The organism is Candidatus Burkholderia verschuerenii (assembly GCF_001189365.1).
Lineage (GTDB): Bacteria > Pseudomonadota > Gammaproteobacteria > Burkholderiales > Burkholderiaceae > Caballeronia > Caballeronia verschuerenii.
In genome coordinates this window covers 23,393-39,229 of sequence record NZ_LFJJ01000015.1, presented here as the reverse complement: position 1 = coordinate 39,229, position 15,837 = coordinate 23,393, and the positions used below count along the sequence as shown (strand labels likewise).

The following is a 15,837-nucleotide window of genomic DNA, read 5'->3' as shown; positions in this document are numbered from 1 at the left end:
GCGCGCTCTCGACAGGCAATGGCATGCGTAAGCGGTCTCCATGTCAGCGTGCGCGCGGATCGAACACGCGATACAGCGCATCCGTCAGCAAATTGAGCGCGATGAAGGTCGCGCCGATCACGAGCGTCGAGCCGAGCACGGCGTTCATGTCGGCGTTGAGCAGCGCGCCCGTCAGATACGAGCCGATGCCCGGCCACGCGAACACGATCTCCGTCAGCACCGAGCCTTCGAGCAGATAGCTGTACGCGAGCGCGATCACCGTCAGCAGCGGCACCGCGATATTGCCGAACGCGTGCCGCCAGATCACGCGCGGCTCGGTCAAACCTTTGGCGCGCGCGGTCGTCACGTATTCCTGACTGAGTTGTTCGAGCATGAACGAACGCGTCATCCGCGACAGATACGCGATCGAATAGAACGCCAGCACGCTCGCCGGCAGCGCGATATGCAAGAACGCGTTTCTGAACACGTCCCACTCGCCCGCCAGCGCCGAATCGATCAGTAAGCTGCCGGTGCGCGTATCGACCATGCCGTCGTACATCGGATCGATGCGCCCCGGTCCCGATACCCAATGCAGACGCGCGTAGAACAGCAGCAGACCCATCAGCGCGAGCCAGAACACCGGCACCGAACTGCCCGCCAGCCCGATCACGCGCGCGATGTGATCGACCGCGCGATCGTGCTTCACGGCCGCCGCGACGCCCAGCGGCACACCGATCGCGATGCCCAGAAAGGTCGACAGCGTGGCGAGTTCGAGCGTGGCGGGAAACACGCGCTTGATATCGTCGATGACAGGATTGGCCGTCAGCAGCGATACGCCGAGATGACCGTGCAGCACGTCGCGCGCGTAGATCGCGAACTGGTCGATGAGCGGCTTGTCCAGCCCGAGCTGCAGGCGCGCCGCCGCGTACGCCGCCGCCGACGCGCGATCGCCGAGAATCGCCAGCACCGGATCGATCGGAATCTTGCGGCCGATAAAAAACGTGATCGCCAGCAGCCCCGTGAAGGTGATCACGAGCATCGCGATCCAGCGCAGCAGCGCGAACGCCACACGCACGCCGCCGCGATGCGCGTTCGCGGCGCGCACGCGGTCCGCGAGGATCGTGAAGGCGCTCACTGCTTCTTGATGTTCCGATATGACACGAGATCGTTGATCGGCCCGACTTCGAGACCCGTCACGCCCGGCCGCGCCGCCACTTGCGACACTTTCTGGAACATGATCACGAACGGCGATTTCGCGAGCACTTCCTTCTGCATCGACAGATACAGTTGCGCGCGCTTTTTCGTATCGCTTTCGGCGAGCGCGGCGTTGGTTTCCTTCTTGAGACCGGGAATGTCCCACGCGTTGCGCCACGCCAGCATCTTGTAGCTCGATGCATCCGAGTTGTCCGGGTTCCAGACGAATCCCTGCGCATTGCTGTGCGGATCGATATAGTCCGCCGACCATTCGCCGATGTAGATATCGTGCGCGCGTGCGCGATAGCGTCCGAGCGTCTGCTTGTTGTCGTTCGGCATGAGTTGCACCTTGATATTGGCGAGCGCGAAATTGGCCTGCACCGCCTGCGCGATCTCGCTATACGGATAGTCGTTGCGCACGTCCATCTTCACGGTGAAGCCGTTTGCGAGACCCGCTTTTGCGAGCAGCGCCTTCGCCTTCGCGACATCCTGGTGTACGGATTCTCGTTGTCCGCGCCGAGAAAGCCCTCGGGCAAGAACGCCTGATGCACCTTGTACGTCGTGCGGATCACGTTCTTCTGGATGCCCTGATAATCGATCAGCCACTTCATCGCTTCCCAGACTTCGGGCTTGGCGAGATTCGGGTTCTTGTTGTTCAGACCGAGATACATCAGCGTCGCCTGCGGCACGGCGGTCGCGTTGATCTTGCCCGCTTTCGAGAGCGTGTCGAGATCGTCGGGGCTGAGATCGCGCGCCACGTCGATATCGCCGTTTTCGATCATCAGACGCTGGCTCGCGGCTTCGGTCACGTGACGCAGTACGATGCGCTTCATCGCGAGCGGAATGCGATAACCGTCGAAGCGCTGCAACACGATGCTGTCGTTCGCCGTCCATTTGACGAGCTTGTACGCGCCCGAGCCGGCTTCATTGGTCTTGAGCCATTCGTTGCCGTAGTCGCTGCCCTTCGCGTGCGATTCGACGAGCTTGCGATCCACCACCGACGCCGGCCACGAGCCGAGCACGTTCAGCACGAACGTCGGCGCGTAACGCTGATCCGTCATGATGGAGACCGTGGTGTCGTCGATCTTCTTCACGTTCTGCATCGCGTTGGCCTTGGTCAGCCCGATGCCCGCGAGCACCGCGGCCGCGCCTTTGTCCAGCAGCGCCGTGCGTTGAATGGACCACGCGACGTCATCGGCCGTCAGCGGATTGCCCGAATGGAACTTGAGGCCCGGGCGAAGCTTAAAGGTGAACGTGAGACCGTCCGGGCTCACGGTCCACGACTGCGCGACATCGCCGTTGAATTTCGAAGGATCTTTCAGATCGACGCGAATCAGCCGGTCGTAGGTATTCGCGACGTACTCTTCCGGCACGAGTTCGTAGATTTCGCCCGGATCGAGCGAAGTGAATTCGTCGAGCAGCGTCGCCATCACGAACATGTCCTTCGGCGTTGCCGCGTGCGTCGTCTGCATACCGGTCAAACCCAGCGCCGCTGCGAACAGGACCGCTGCCCATGCTTTTTTCATGTGATTTCGTCCTCGTGAAGTCGGATTACATCAGCCGCAGCGGGCCGCTTTCGTCGTTGTCGATCAAAGCAAGTTCGCGCGAGCCTGGCAATTCGTAATGCCACCACTCGCTCTTGATATGCGTGAAGCCCGCGCCGTGCATCACGCCCAACAGCAGCGTGCGATTGCGCTGGACATGCTCCGGCAATCCCGCATGAAAATGTTCGGACTCGGGGACCATCGCGTCGAAACCGGTGCCCATGTCGAGTTCGTGGCCGTCTGCATCGACGAGCGTGAGATCGAGCGCGGTGCCGCGACTGTGATTCGAGCCGCGATCGAGCGGCGCGACGAAGGTCGGATCGGGCAGAAAGTCCCACAGTTTTTGCTGCGCTTGCGGCGGACGATAGGCATCGAAAATCTTGATCGACATGCCGAAGCTCTGCGCGATGCCGACCGCGCGGCGCAACGCGGCTTCGGCCGGTGCGAGCAGCAGACAATGCGCGGCTTTGTAGATGGGCTTGCCGGTGAGATTGCGATCGGTCGCGTAGACGAGATCGATCTGGACGTGATGCGTGTCGGGCGTGATGTGCAGCAGCGGGGATTGGGTCATGTAAGCGGTTCGTATCGATTCATTCCGATAGACGAACCATAACCCGTTAGAAAAATCCGCGAAACCCTCCTGTACGGGTAGTTTCGTTCAATTCACGCGCCGAGCGGCCAGCGCACGACGATTTCATACCGCGATTGGCCGAGAAAACTGCGCACGAGCGCGAATTCGGTCGCGGTCCATGTCACGGGTTGCACCGTTTGCCGGGCGATGCGGCGTTCGTCGTAAAGCAGCGTGACGTGCGGGGTGAAATGCGGATGGCGTTTGCTGTCGATGCGCGCTGCGTCGAGCGCTTTTCCGAGCGTCTGCTCGAGTTCGACAAGCGATTCGCTTGCGTTTCCCGCGAGGACGAGCGGATGTTTGCCGCGTCCGCCCGAGAAGCTTTCGATGTGGTCGAGCGTGATGTCGACGGCAGGCAGCCGGATGGTCGATGCGACGCGTCGCGCGTGCTCGACGATATCGGCCGGCCGGCCATCGAACGCGCCGAGGTGATGCAGCGTGACGTGCAGGCGATCGGATGGAATCGCCCTCGCCTTCAGTGCGTGTTCGACGCGAAGCCGCGCGGCCAGATCGGTGAGACGAAGGGCGGTGGCTTCGTCGGGGTAGAGGGCGAAGAAGAGCGATGTGTTCGGACGCAATATGTCTGAATGCGGTGCTGTAGTGATACACATATCGTCACGCAAGTTGACGGATGGCGTGCGCTGCATTTGCTTTGAATCCCGCCCGCCACTTCTCGCTCAACATAGATGCCGGTGACAACCTGATCATGCGCATCTGGAATGCCAGTCCCTGGCGATTCAGCTCCGCCGATTACGACGCTGCAGTCGCATTGGCATCACCGGAACGGCACGAGTTGATTGGCAAACCGGTGGGCGCGTCCTGGGATGCTGCGCTGAGCATCACTATGGAGCGATGAGGCTTGGCTATCGCTGAAGAAGCGGTTGGGACCCAATTGCTCAATGACTTGCGCAATGGCTGAATACTGTAGCGCACCCGACCCGACACGATATGTCGCGCTGTCCGCCCCCTCAGGCTGCGTATTGACAATACTACACGCAGACATAAAATGTGTAGCTGTGTCTTTACAACAAAGGAGGATGCCATGCGTGACGCTTCTATCAACTTGCAGGCGCTGCCCGAACAGCGCGACTTGATTGACCACGCTGCTCGGCTGCTTGGCAAGAATCGTTCGGACTTTATGCTGGAAGTCGCCTGCGAGCGTGCAAAAGCAATCGTGCTGGATCAAGTCTTTTTTGCGCTGGACGAGAACAAGTTCCAGCAGTTCACTGCTTTGCTCGATGCACCACAAGAAAGTAACCCTGGCCTTGAGCGCCTCATGGCGATTAAAGCTCCGTGGAGTACAGGCAAAGCGTAACTATGCAGCTTTCAGCACCGACGTCACTCACTGCAACACATTTACTCGATGAGTTTACTTGTGGCGAACCATCCTTGGACGATTGGCTAAGACGACGCGCCTTGACGAATCACCTCAACGGAGCCAGCAGGACGTTCGTCGTAGAGGATGCGGATCAGCGCGTGGTCGGGTATTACGCACTCGCTGCAGGTGCCGTTGCTCACCAGGAAGCCACAAGTGCCGTCAGGCGCAACATGCCAGATCCCGTGCCGGTGATGGTACTTGCGAGGCTTGCAGTCGATGTCCGCGCTCAAGGTATCAAGCTGGGCGCGGCCTTGCTAACCGTTTCTACTACTAAGCGTTAGTCCCAGAAAAATGCCGCAGCGTAGTCGGCATGAAACCAACACGCTGCGACAATTTCCTATACTTAATGCGGCGAAATCACTCCCACTCAATCGTCGCCGGCGGTTTCCCCGAAATGTCATACACAACACGATTCACGCCACGCACTTCATTGATGATCCGATTGCTCACATGTCCGAGCAATTCATGCGGCAGATGCGCCCAGTGCGCGGTCATGAAATCGAGCGTTTGCACCGCGCGCAGCGCGACGACGTATTCGTAAGTGCGCTCGTCGCCCATCACGCCGACGCTCTTCACCGGCAGGAACACCGCGAACGCCTGACTCGTGAGTTCGTACCACGACTTGCCCGTCTCCTTGTCGATGGTATTGCGCAGCGTCTCGATGAAAATCGCATCCGCGCGACGCAGCAAATCGGCGAACTCGCGCTTCACTTCGCCGAGAATCCGCACGCCAAGGCCCGGTCCCGGGAACGGATGGCGATACACCATCGCGGGCGGCAGACCGAGCTTCACGCCGAGTTCGCGCACTTCGTCCTTGAAGAGTTCGCGCAGCGGTTCGAGCAGCTTCAGGTTCAGCGTTTCCGGCAGACCGCCAACGTTGTGGTGGCTCTTGATCGTGTGCGCGCCCTTCTTTCCCTTGCCCGCCGATTCGATCACGTCCGGATAAATCGTGCCCTGCGCGAGCCACTTCGCGTCCGTCAGCTTGTCCGATTCCTGATGGAACACTTCGACGAATTCCGCGCCGATGATCTTGCGCTTCGCTTCCGGATCGGTCACGCCGGCGAGCTTTTGCAGGAACACTTCGCTCGCGTCGACATGGATGACCTTCACGCCGAGGTGATCGGCGAACGTCGACATCACCTGTGTGGCTTCGTCCTGACGCAGCAGACCGTGATCGACGAACACGCACGTCAGCTGATCGCCGATCGCGCGATGCAGCAGCGCCGCCACCACCGACGAATCCACGCCACCCGACAGGCCGAGAATCACGTGTTCCTTGCCGACTTGCGCGCGAATCTTCTCGACGGCTTCATCGATGTAATGGCCCATCTCCCAGTCGGCGTTCGCGCCGCACAGTTCGAGCACGAAGCGGTCGAGCATCTGCTTGCCCTTCACCGTGTGCGTGACTTCCGGATGCCATTGCACGCCGTAGAAACGACGGTCGTCGTCGGCCATTGCGGCGATCGGGCACGACGGCGTCGACGCCATCAGCTTGAAGCCGGCCGGCATGTCCGCGACCTTGTCGCCGTGGCTCATCCAGACCTTGAGCATCGGTTCGCTCTGCGCGTTCGCGAAATCGGCGATGCCTTCCAGAAAGCCCGTGTGATTGAGCGCTTGCACTTCCGCATAGCCGAACTCGCGGAGCTTGCCGAGTTCGACCTTGCCGCCGAGCTGTTCGGCCATCGTCTGCATGCCGTAGCAGATGCCCAGCACCGGCACGCCGAGATCGAAGACGATTTGCGGCGCGCGCGGCGAATTCGCTTCGGTGACCGAGTTCGGGCCGCCCGACAGGATGATGCCCTTCGGCGCGAATTCGCGGATGAACGATTCGTCGACGTCGTACGGATGAATTTCCGAATAGACGTGCGACTCGCGGATGCGCCGGGCGATCAGCTGGGTGACTTGGGAGCCGAAATCGAGGATCAGGATTTTGTCGTGCATGGCTGCGGCCAAAGGCTAAGTGAACGAATGATGTGGGCGCCGACACGACGCGCTGGCGCGCCACGACGGCAGATAAATCGACGGCCGGCGCAGTGGCCGACCGTTCTGGTATGTCCTGCATGCGCGCGCTCAGCGCGGCGCTCCGCTCGCCGGATCGGCGGTGGCGCGGCCGGTCAGCGGATCGATGCGCCGGCCCGTCGCCGGATCGATATCCCCGCTGATGACCGGCTCGATGCGCTTGCCCGTCACCGGATCGATTTCTCGTCCGCTGACGGGATCGAACGTGCGGCCCGTGAGCGGATCGAGCGTGCCGCCCGTCACGGATCGACCGCGCCGCCGTCCATTCCGTGGTGCGCCACGATAGGCGCCGTCGAATCGACGACGCGTCCGGTGACCGGATCGACCGCCGACGCATTCGGCGCACGCGCCGACGGACGCAGTGCGGAATCCGGCGGCGATACCGTGCTCGTTTCGACGGCGGGCGTAGTCTTGCGCGTCTTGGCGGCACGCTTTTCCGCGCGATCCGCCGATGCCGCGCCGGCCTTCTCCGCGCGCTCGCGCCGCCGCACCGCCGACGACAAGCGCACGCTGCCGAGCCCGACCACCAGCAACACGACGCCGACGGCCGCCGCGCTCATCTGGCCGAAGCCATCGACTTGCGGCGTGTGCAAACCGAGCAGCCAGACCATCACGACGATGCCCGACAGCCACTGCACATGCCCCGCCACTCGCGCCGCGCGGGCGGTTAGCGCGCCGTCGATCGCCGCGTGAAACGCGAGCCACGCCAGACCGAGCAGCGCGATGCCGAACAACTGCCCGGCGAACACCGGCTCCACGCGCATCGAAGCCAGTTGCAACGCGTCGTACAGCCCTGACCAGGGCGTCAGCACGAACAGCACGCCGAACGCCAGGAAAATCAGGGCATTGACGAAAAGCACGACCCGCAGCAACGGTTTCATGATCGGCCTGCGCGATGAGCGACTGGGTTAATCGACGTGATAGTTGGGCGCTTCTTTCGTGATTTGCACGTCATGGACATGCGATTCGCGCATGCCCGCCGCCGTGATCTGCACGAATTCCGCCTTGTCGTGCAGTTCGGCGATGGTGCGGCAACCGCAGTAACCCATGCTCGCGCGCACGCCGCCGACGACCTGGAACAGAATGGCGTTGACCGAGCCCTTGTAGGCCACGCGGCCTTCGATGCCTTCCGGCACGAGCTTGTCGATATTCGCCGAATTGTCCTGGAAGTAGCGATCCGCCGCGCCGTCCTTCATCGCGCCGACCGAACCCATGCCGCGATACGCCTTGTACTGGCGACCCTGATACAGAAACACGTCGCCCGGCGATTCTTCCGTGCCGGCGAGCATGCTGCCCATCATCACGACATTCGCGCCTGCCGCGAGCGCCTTGGAGACATCGCCCGAAAAGCGCACGCCGCCGTCCGCGATCGCCGGAATGCCCGTACCGCGCAGCGCTTCCGACACGTTGGCGATCGCCGTGATCTGCGGCACGCCCACGCCCGCGACGATCCGCGTCGTGCAGATCGAGCCCGGGCCGATGCCGACCTTGACCGCATCCGCGCCGTATTCGACCAGCGACTTCGCCGCCGCCGCCGTCGCGATATTGCCGCCGATCACCTGCACCTTCGGATAGTTTTGCTTGACCCAGCGCACGCGCTCCAGCACGCCCTGGCTATGGCCGTGCGCCGTATCGACCACGATCACGTCGACGCCCGCCGCCGCGAGCAGTTCCACGCGCTCTTCGTTGTCGGCACCGACGCCCACCGCCGCACCCACGCGCAGCTTGCCGTCTTCGTCCTTGCAGGCATCCGGGTTTTCGGTCTGCTTGGTGATGTCCTTCACCGTCATCAGGCCGCGCAGTTCGAATGCGTCGTTCACCACCAGCACGCGCTCCAGACGATGGCTGTGCATCAGCGCCTTCGCCTCGGCCAGCGACGTGCCTTCGCGCACCGTCACCAGACGTTCGCGCGGCGTCATGATGTTGCGCACCGGCTCGTCCAGACGCTCCTCGAAACGCAAATCGCGATTCGTAATGATACCGATGAGCTGCGCGCCCTCCACCACCGGAAAGCCCGAGATGCCGTGCTGCTGCGTCAGCGCGATGACGTCGCGCACGCGCATGGTCGGCGGCACCGTGATCGGATCGCGCACGACGCCGGACTCGAAGCGCTTCACTTTCGCGACTTCGCGGGCCTGTTCCTTGGCGGTGAGATTCTTATGGACGATGCCGATGCCGCCCATCTGCGCCATCGCGATGGCGAGCCGGCCTTCGGTGACCGTGTCCATTGCGGCGGACACGAGGGGCATATTCAGGGAGATGTTGCGAGTCAGCTGGGATTTCAGGCTGGTATCGCGCGGCAAAACGTTGGAAAAGGCGGGCACGAGGAGCACGTCATCGAACGTGAGTGCTTTCTGGATCAGACGCATGGCAAATCCTATGGGCGCAAAAGCAAGATTATACCGATACTTCTTCGGGTTTTCACTGTCCGAACAGCAGCTTAGGCCGATTTGATGCAAAAACCGCACCGCCCGCGCGCGTCGTTTCTGCGTCATCGCGGTGCACGTTTGAACAAGACGGGTGCCTATAGCCGCATGCTAAGCTTCGCGCCGTCAAATGAATTCGAAGCAGGGAGTCGGGCAATGCGGCGCGGTGTGTTCTACGGGATGGGTGCGGGTGCGATCTGGGGTTTCATCTTTCTCGCGCCGCGACTGCTGCCGGATTTTTCGCCTCTGACGCTGAGCGTCGGGCGCTATCTGATGTACGGAATCGTGTCGCTGGCGGTCGCGTTGCCGTTTGCGCGGCGGCTCACGGCCAAACTTACCCGCGCGGATCTCGTCGCGCTGGCCAAGCTCGCGCTGGTCGGCAACCTGCTGTACTACATGCTGCTGGCCAGCGCCGTGCAACTGGTCGGCATCGCGCCGTCGTCGCTGATCGTGGGGGTTTTGCCCGTCACGGTGACGCTCGCCGGCCGGCGCGACCACGGCGCGGTCGACTTGCGACGACTGGTTGGGCCGCTGGCGCTGGTGGTCGCGGGCATCGCGTGCATCAATCTCGACGTGTTCCGCGACGTGCTCACCCACGCCGACGACGCCAACGCCGCGAGCGTCTTCACCCGGCTGGCGGGCCTCGCGTGCGCGGTCGGCGCGCTGGCCGCGTGGACGTGGTACGCGGTCGTCAACGCGCGTTATTTGCAGGCCAACGATCACTTCGACGGCAACGAATGGTCGGTGCTGTGGGGAATCGTGACGGGCGTGCTCGGCGCGCTGCTCGGCCTGATCGTCTGGATGCTGCCCGCCGGGACGGTGCAGGCGACCGTGTCCGCCGAGCGCTGGCAGTCGTTCTGGATCGTCTGCGCCGCGCTTACGACGATCGGATCGTGGGTCGGCAATATTATGCTGTGGAATGCGGCGGCGAAGCGTCTGCCGCTCACGCTTTCCGGACAGATGATCGTCTTCGAGACGCTCTTCGCGTTGCTGTACGCGTTCGTCTACGAACACCGCATGCCGCGCCTGCCGGAAGTGCTGGCGGTCGTGCTGCTGGTGACGGGCGTGTGCTGGTTGGTGCGGCAGCATCGGACCGACGCGCCGCCTTCCGCGGGCCACGAAGCGCCCGCGCTCTAGCGCCGGTTCAGCGCGATTCCTTCGACTGCCACTTGCGCCCTTCGATCGATCCGGCCTTGCGCGTCTTGTCCACGCGACGTTGCCGCGCGGTTTTCGGATCGACTTTCAGCGGACGATAGATTTCCACGCGATCCAGATCGTCGAGCGCCGCGTCGAGCGCGCGCAGCTTGCCGAACACGCCGACCTTCTGCGTTGTCAGATCGATGTCCGGATGCCGCACCAGCACGCCGCTCGCGTCGATCGCCTCGCGCACGGTCGCGCCGTCGGCGAGATCCACGCGCCCCGAAAAACTCGCGCCATCGGGCAAGCCGTAACACACATCGATATGCAGACTCATTTCTTGCCGTAGCGTTGATCCGCGCGCTTCACGAAGGAATCGACGAAAGTATTGGCGATATGGTTGAACACCGGCCCGATAAGCTTCTCCAGAATCACGTTGGAGAACTCGTAATGCAGCGCGAATTCGATCTTGCAGGCGTCCGCGCGCAGCGGAATGAAGCGCCAGGAACCGGTGAACTTCTTGAAAGGGCCGCTCAGGAACTCCATATCGATGGAGGTCGGCCGTTTGTTCACATTGCGCGTGGCGAAATGCTGCTTGATACCCTTGAAGCTGATGTCGATCTTCGCTTCCATGCCCGTCTCGTCGTGCCGGCCGATTTCCACGCCGCCGCACCACGGCAGGAAATTGGGGTAATCGGCGACATCGGTGACGAGGTCGAACATTTCTTCCGCTGAATGGCGGATCAATACGGTTTTTTGGACGTCTGCCATAGGCGCGGCGGTGGCTTCGGGTGACTTTTTCGGGCTGCGGCGCGACGAACGACGCGGCGTGGCTTCGTCTGCGGGACGACGCGCTGCTAAAATCGTGATTTTAAACGAGTTGAGCACTTTCCATTCATGAGCATCATCGACAACAGAAAAGCCTTCTTCGATTACTTTATCGAAGAGCGCTACGAAGCCGGTCTCGTGCTCGAAGGCTGGGAAGTCAAGGCGCTGCGCGCCGGGCGCGGGCAGATTAAGGAAGGTTACGTCGTCATCAAGGCGGGCGAGCTGTTTCTGATCGGCACGCATATCAGCCCGCTGCCCGAGGCGTCGAAATTCGCCAATCTCGATCCGGTGCGCACGCGCAAGCTGCTGCTGCATCGCGATCAGATCGACAAGCTGATCGGCAAGGTTGAGCAGCGCGGAAATACGCTCGTGCCGCTGAACTTCCACTACAAGGAAGGCCGCGTGAAGTGCGAGATCGGTCTGGCGAAGGGCAAGAAGCTGCACGACAAGCGCGAGACCGAGAAGAAGCGCGACTGGGATCGCGAGCGCGCGCGGTTGATGCGGACGGCGGCACGGTAAAACGAAACGGGGCGCTTCAAGGCGCCCCGTTTGCTTTTAACTCTTCTTGATCAGACCGCCGCCATCGCCCTTCACGATCGCCAGCGCCGACGCGATCATCGAGCTCATATCGGACATGTTGCCCGGCACGATCAGCGTGTTCCCCTGCTTCGCCAGATTGCCGAACGCGCCGACATACTGCTCCGCTACTTTGAGATTCACCGCCTCCATGCCGCCCGTCGTCTGAATGGCAGCGCCAATTTTTTCGATGGCATGCGCGTTCGCCTCCGCCACCGCGAGAATCGCGGCCGCCTCGCCCTGCGCCTGATTGATCGCCACCTGACGTTCGCCTTCCGACTTCTGAATCGCCGCCTCGCGCGCCCCCGACGCCAGATTGATCTGCTCCTGCTTGCGCCCTTCCGATGCCGCGATCAGCGCGCGTTTTTCGCGTTCGGCCGTGATCTGCGCCTGCATGGCGTGAAGAATTTCCTTCGGCGGCGTCAGATCCTTGATCTCGTAGCGCAGCACCTTCACGCCCCAGTTCGACGCCGCTTCGTCCAGCGCATTGACGATGCTCTGGTTGATGAAATCGCGCTCCTCGAAAGTCTTGTCGAGTTCCAGCTTGCCGATGACCGAACGCAGCGTGGTCTGTGAAAGCTGCGTGATCGCGAACACGAAGTTGCTCGATCCATACGAGGCCTTCATCGCATCGGTGACCTGGAAGTACAGTACGCCATCGACCTGCAATTGCGTGTTGTCGCGCGTGATACAGACCTGACTCGGCACTTCGAGCGGAATCTCCTTGAGCACGTGCTTGTACGCGATGCGGTCGATGAACGGCAGCACGATATTCAGGCCAGGCGAGAGCGTGGCGTGATAGCGGCCAAGCCGCTCCATGATCCAGGCATGCTGTTGAGGCACGATCTTGACCGTTTTCGAGACGATCACGATCGCGATGATGAGCACGATCAGCGCGAAGTACATGGACATTCTTCTCCTTATCAGACTAGCGTTTGGCCGCGACGATCAGGCGATTGCCCTCGAGCGCCGTGATGCGATAAATCCGCGCGCCCTCCGTCTCGCCCGGCGCGAGCTCCACGTCCCACTGCGCGCCGCGATACATCGCACGCGCGCGGCGATCGCGCCATTGATCGACTTCGAGCGTCGCGCCGATGTCGAGATTGACGGCGGCATCGTGCGAGGCATCGCGGCGCTTCCAGTTGCCGAAGCGCGAGCGCCACAACACCGCGACCGCGATCAGCGCGATCAACGCCGCCGCGCCCATCTGCACATGCGGCATCGCGCCGATCACATAGGCGATGCCGCCCGCGATCATCCCAAGCGCGATCATGAGCAGATAGAACGTGCCGGTGAACAACTCCGCGAAGATCAGCGCGCCCGCCGCGACCCACCACATCAGCCCGCCCGTTTCCATCATCGGTCTCCAAACGAAAATACCCCGGAACGTTCCGGGGTGTTTTTTATATCACGCTGCACCAATCCGAAAGCAAGTGGAAAGGTGCGTCATCGACCTATTTTGACAAGGTCTTCGCCAATTGCTGCCACGTATCGATGATCGTGTCCGGATTTAGCGACATCGATTCGATGCCTTCCTTCGCCAGCCATTCGGCCAGATCCGGATGGTCCGACGGACCCTGACCGCAGATACCGACGTACTTCTTCATCCGCAGACACGTTTCAATGGCGCGCTTCAGCATGAACTGCACCGCTTCGTCGCGCTCGTCGAAGTCCGCCGCGAGCACTTCCATGCCCGAGTCGCGGTCGAGGCCGAGCGTCAGCTGCGTCAGGTCGTTCGAGCCGATCGAGAAGCCGTCGAAGCGCTCCAGGAGCTGCTCGGCGAGAATCGCGTTGGACGGCACTTCGCACATCATCACGAGCTTGAGGCCGTTCTTGCCGCGCTCCAGACCGAACTTCTTCAGCAGTTCGACCACGCGATCCGCCTGCTTCAGCGTCCGCACGAACGGCACCATGATCTCGACGTTGTCCAGACCCATTTCCTCGCGCACCTTCTTCAGCGCGATACATTCCATATGGAACGCTTCGGCGAAGTCTTCCGCGATGTAACGCGATGCGCCACGGAAACCGAGCATCGGATTTTCTTCGTCCGGCTCGTAGCGCGAACCGCCGATCAGCTTCTTGTACTCGTTCGACTTGAAGTCCGACAGACGCACGATAACGGGCTTCGGATAAAACGCCGCCGCGATCGTGGCGATACCTTCGGTCAGCTTGTCGACATAGAACGCACGCGGCGATGCATGACCGCGCGCGACGCTCTCGACCGCCTTCTTCAGGTCGGCGTCGATGTTCGGGTACTCCAGAATCGCCTTCGGATGCACGCCGATGTTGTTGTTGATGATGAATTCGAGGCGCGCGAGACCCACACCCGCGTTCGGCAACTGCGCGAAGTCGAATGCGAGTTGCGGATTGCCGACGTTCATCATGATCTTGACGGGAATCTTCGGCAGTTCGCCGCGCTGCACTTCCGTCACTTCGGTTTCGAGCAGGCCGTCGTAGATCTTGCCTTCGTCGCCTTCCGCGCACGACACGGTAACCAGCGCGCCGTCCTTCAGCACGTCGGTCGCGTCGCCGCAGCCGACCACCGCCGGCACGCCCAGTTCACGCGCGATGATCGCCGCGTGGCAAGTACGCCCGCCGCGATTCGTCACGATGGCCGATGCGCGCTTCATCACCGGTTCCCAGTTCGGGTCGGTCATGTCGGCAACCAGCACGTCGCCCGGTTGCACGCGTTCCATTTCCGACGGATCGTGAATGACGCGTACCGGACCCGCGCCGATCTTCTGACCGATCGCGCGGCCCGTCGCCAGCACTTGCGACTGGCCCTTAAGCTTGAAGCGCATTTCGGCCTTGCCGGTCGACTGGCTCTTCACCGTCTCCGGGCGCGCCTGGAGAATGAAGATCTTGCCGTCGCGGCCGTCCTTGCCCCACTCGATGTCCATCGGACGCTCGTAGTGCTTTTCGATGATGACCGCGTACTTCGCCAGTTGGATGACGTCTTCGTCGGTGATCGAGAAGCGGTTGCGCTGCTCGTGCGCCACATCGACGGTCTTCACGCGGCCCGGTTCGCCCGGATTGGTGAATTCCATCTTGATGAGCTTCGAGCCGATCGAGCGACGGATGATCGGATACTTGTCCTGCGCGAGCGTCTGCTTGAAGACGTGGAACTCGTCCGGATTCACGGCGCCCTGCACGACCGTTTCGCCCAGGCCGTAGCTCGACGTGATGAACACGGTTTCCTTGAAGCCCGATTCGGTGTCGATGGTGAACATCACGCCGGCCGCGCCGACGTCCGAACGGACCATGCGCTGCACGCCCGCCGACAACGCGACTTCCGCGTGCGTGAAGCCCTTGTGGACGCGATAAGAAATGGCGCGGTCGTTATACAGCGACGCGAACACGTGCTTCATGCGATCGAGCACGTCTTCGATGCCGACCACGTTCAGATAGCTTTCCTGCTGACCGGCGAACGATGCGTCGGGCAAGTCTTCCGCGGTCGCGGACGAACGCACGGCGAACGAGAGTTCGTCGGGCGAGCCGTTCTGCAGGATGTCGAACTGACGGCGGATTTCGTCTTCGAGACGCGGCTGCATCGGCGCGTCGACGATCCACTGGCGGATTTCCTTGCCGCATTCGGCGAGCGCTTTCACGTCGTCGACGTCGAGCGTCTTGAGACGTTTGGCGATGCGGTCCGTCAGATCGTTGTGCTGGAGGAAGTCGCGAAAGGCGAGCGCGGTCGTCGCGAAACCCATCGGCACCTGAACGCCGGCTTCGGAAAGCTGGCTGATCATTTCGCCGAGCGACGCGTTCTTGCCGCCGACGATTTCCACGTCGGTCATTCGCAACTGCTCGAATGGAACTACATACGCCTGATCCTTTGCGACATCGTTCGCAACATTAACTGCGTTAGTCATACAAGCCCCTAAGGTGGATGGAATTCTCGATCGCACGAGTGGGCTCACATGCGCGGGCGTTCATTGGAAACGCACGCGCATCTCGCACAACCTGTTTGATAAGCATTCGGGGAGACTCGCGCCGTCAGAACGAGGCACGATCAAAAAGAAACGGGAGGTCGGGAAATCTGCTCGAAAACGTGGCTTTGAGTAACGAAAAGCAACGAAACGACCGCGATTTGACGAAAATCCGAATCAATTTGTCCGCAATTGCTTA

General features: G+C 61.7%; 16 protein-coding genes and 1 pseudogene. 4 read left to right on the top strand and 13 right to left on the bottom strand.

From position 1 onward, the window contains the following. Nucleotides 1-43 precede the first annotated feature (43 nt). The 4 genes and pseudogenes from BVER_RS05435 to thpR all read right to left on the bottom strand — a co-directional run bounded on the left by BVER_RS05435 (nt 44) and on the right by thpR (nt 3,923). On the bottom strand, nt 44-1,114 hold the full coding sequence (locus BVER_RS05435) for an ABC transporter permease (RefSeq protein ID WP_050452410.1): 1,071 nt from the start codon (nt 1,112-1,114) through the stop codon (nt 44-46). Further along, nucleotides 1,111-2,645, bottom strand: a pseudogene (locus BVER_RS05430) (ABC transporter substrate-binding protein). Before BVER_RS05430 ends, BVER_RS05435 begins: the two are co-directional and overlap by 4 nt. A 79-nt stretch (nt 2,646-2,724) precedes the next feature. Beyond that, nucleotides 2,725-3,288 (bottom strand): D-alanyl-D-alanine dipeptidase, encoded by a 564-nt coding sequence (gene ddpX / locus BVER_RS05425; RefSeq protein ID WP_050452409.1) that lies wholly within the window; start codon nt 3,286-3,288, stop codon nt 2,725-2,727. Nucleotides 3,289-3,380: 92 nt separating this feature from the next. Beyond that, nucleotides 3,381-3,923 carry an RNA 2',3'-cyclic phosphodiesterase gene (thpR, locus tag BVER_RS05420; RefSeq protein WP_232316397.1) on the bottom strand — a complete coding sequence of 181 codons (543 nt, stop codon included), beginning with the start codon at nt 3,921-3,923 and terminating at the stop codon, nt 3,381-3,383. A 53-nt stretch (nt 3,924-3,976) separates the two neighbouring features. On the opposite strand from thpR, the gene BVER_RS05415 reads away from it, so the two are divergent. Continuing rightward, on the top strand, nt 3,977-4,201 hold the full coding sequence (locus tag BVER_RS05415) for a DUF2399 domain-containing protein (RefSeq protein WP_050452408.1): 225 nt from the start codon (nt 3,977-3,979) through the stop codon (nt 4,199-4,201). Nucleotides 4,202-4,387: 186 nt separating this feature from the next. Continuing rightward, nucleotides 4,388-4,660, top strand: coding sequence for a type II toxin-antitoxin system TacA family antitoxin (locus BVER_RS05410; RefSeq protein WP_050452426.1), 273 nt, complete (start codon nt 4,388-4,390; stop codon nt 4,658-4,660). Nucleotides 4,661-5,080: 420 nt separating this feature from the next. On the opposite strand, the gene guaA is transcribed toward BVER_RS05410, so the two are convergent. The 4 genes from guaA to guaB form a co-directional block, all read right to left on the bottom strand. After that, a complete protein-coding gene (guaA, locus tag BVER_RS05400) occupies nt 5,081-6,664 on the bottom strand; it encodes a glutamine-hydrolyzing GMP synthase (RefSeq protein ID WP_050452407.1) in 1,584 nt (527 codons plus the stop codon). A 129-nt stretch (nt 6,665-6,793) separates the two neighbouring features. Then, nucleotides 6,794-6,985 (bottom strand): hypothetical protein, encoded by a 192-nt coding sequence (locus BVER_RS33440; protein WP_232316396.1) that lies wholly within the window; start codon nt 6,983-6,985, stop codon nt 6,794-6,796. Then, nucleotides 6,982-7,623, bottom strand: coding sequence for a hypothetical protein (locus tag BVER_RS05395; RefSeq protein WP_232316395.1), 642 nt, complete (start codon nt 7,621-7,623; stop codon nt 6,982-6,984). Before BVER_RS05395 ends, BVER_RS33440 begins: the two co-directional genes overlap by 4 nt. Before the next feature lie 27 nt (nt 7,624-7,650). After that, entirely contained in the window at nt 7,651-9,111 is a 1,461-nt protein-coding gene (guaB, locus tag BVER_RS05390) for an IMP dehydrogenase (RefSeq protein ID WP_050452406.1), read from the bottom strand. A gap of 213 nt (nt 9,112-9,324) precedes the next feature. Between guaB and BVER_RS05385 the strand changes: the two genes are divergently transcribed. Further along, entirely contained in the window at nt 9,325-10,305 is a 981-nt protein-coding gene (locus BVER_RS05385; protein ID WP_050452405.1) for a DMT family transporter, read from the top strand. 7 nt (nt 10,306-10,312) lie between these two features. Here the strand turns inward: BVER_RS05385 and BVER_RS05380 are convergent, their stop codons facing one another. Both BVER_RS05380 and BVER_RS05375 read right to left on the bottom strand, forming a co-directional pair. Further along, nucleotides 10,313-10,642, bottom strand: coding sequence for an RnfH family protein (locus BVER_RS05380; protein ID WP_050452404.1), 330 nt, complete (start codon nt 10,640-10,642; stop codon nt 10,313-10,315). Then, nucleotides 10,639-11,076, bottom strand: coding sequence for a type II toxin-antitoxin system RatA family toxin (locus tag BVER_RS05375; protein ID WP_050452425.1), 438 nt, complete (start codon nt 11,074-11,076; stop codon nt 10,639-10,641). Before BVER_RS05375 ends, BVER_RS05380 begins: the two co-directional genes overlap by 4 nt. 126 nt (nt 11,077-11,202) lie before the next feature. Between BVER_RS05375 and smpB the strand changes: the two genes are divergently transcribed. Then, nucleotides 11,203-11,652 (top strand): SsrA-binding protein SmpB, encoded by a 450-nt coding sequence (smpB, locus tag BVER_RS05370; RefSeq protein WP_050452403.1) that lies wholly within the window; start codon nt 11,203-11,205, stop codon nt 11,650-11,652. A 36-nt stretch (nt 11,653-11,688) separates the two neighbouring features. Here smpB and BVER_RS05365 read toward each other — a convergent pair whose 3' ends face one another. The 3 genes from BVER_RS05365 to ppsA all read right to left on the bottom strand — a co-directional run bounded on the left by BVER_RS05365 (nt 11,689) and on the right by ppsA (nt 15,581). Further along, the gene (locus BVER_RS05365; RefSeq protein WP_157055934.1) at nt 11,689-12,615 is read right to left on the bottom strand and encodes an SPFH domain-containing protein; all 927 of its coding nucleotides are present in this window, start codon (nt 12,613-12,615) and stop codon (nt 11,689-11,691) included. Nucleotides 12,616-12,637: 22 nt separating this feature from the next. Then, complete coding sequence (locus tag BVER_RS05360; RefSeq protein ID WP_050452424.1) at nt 12,638-13,066, bottom strand: NfeD family protein; 429 nt, start codon at nt 13,064-13,066, stop codon at nt 12,638-12,640. Between the two features lie 97 nt (nt 13,067-13,163). Continuing rightward, nucleotides 13,164-15,581, bottom strand: a complete 2,418-nt coding sequence (ppsA, locus tag BVER_RS05355; RefSeq protein WP_050452401.1) for a phosphoenolpyruvate synthase — start codon at nt 15,579-15,581, stop codon at nt 13,164-13,166. Between the last annotated feature and the right edge of the window lie 256 nt (nt 15,582-15,837).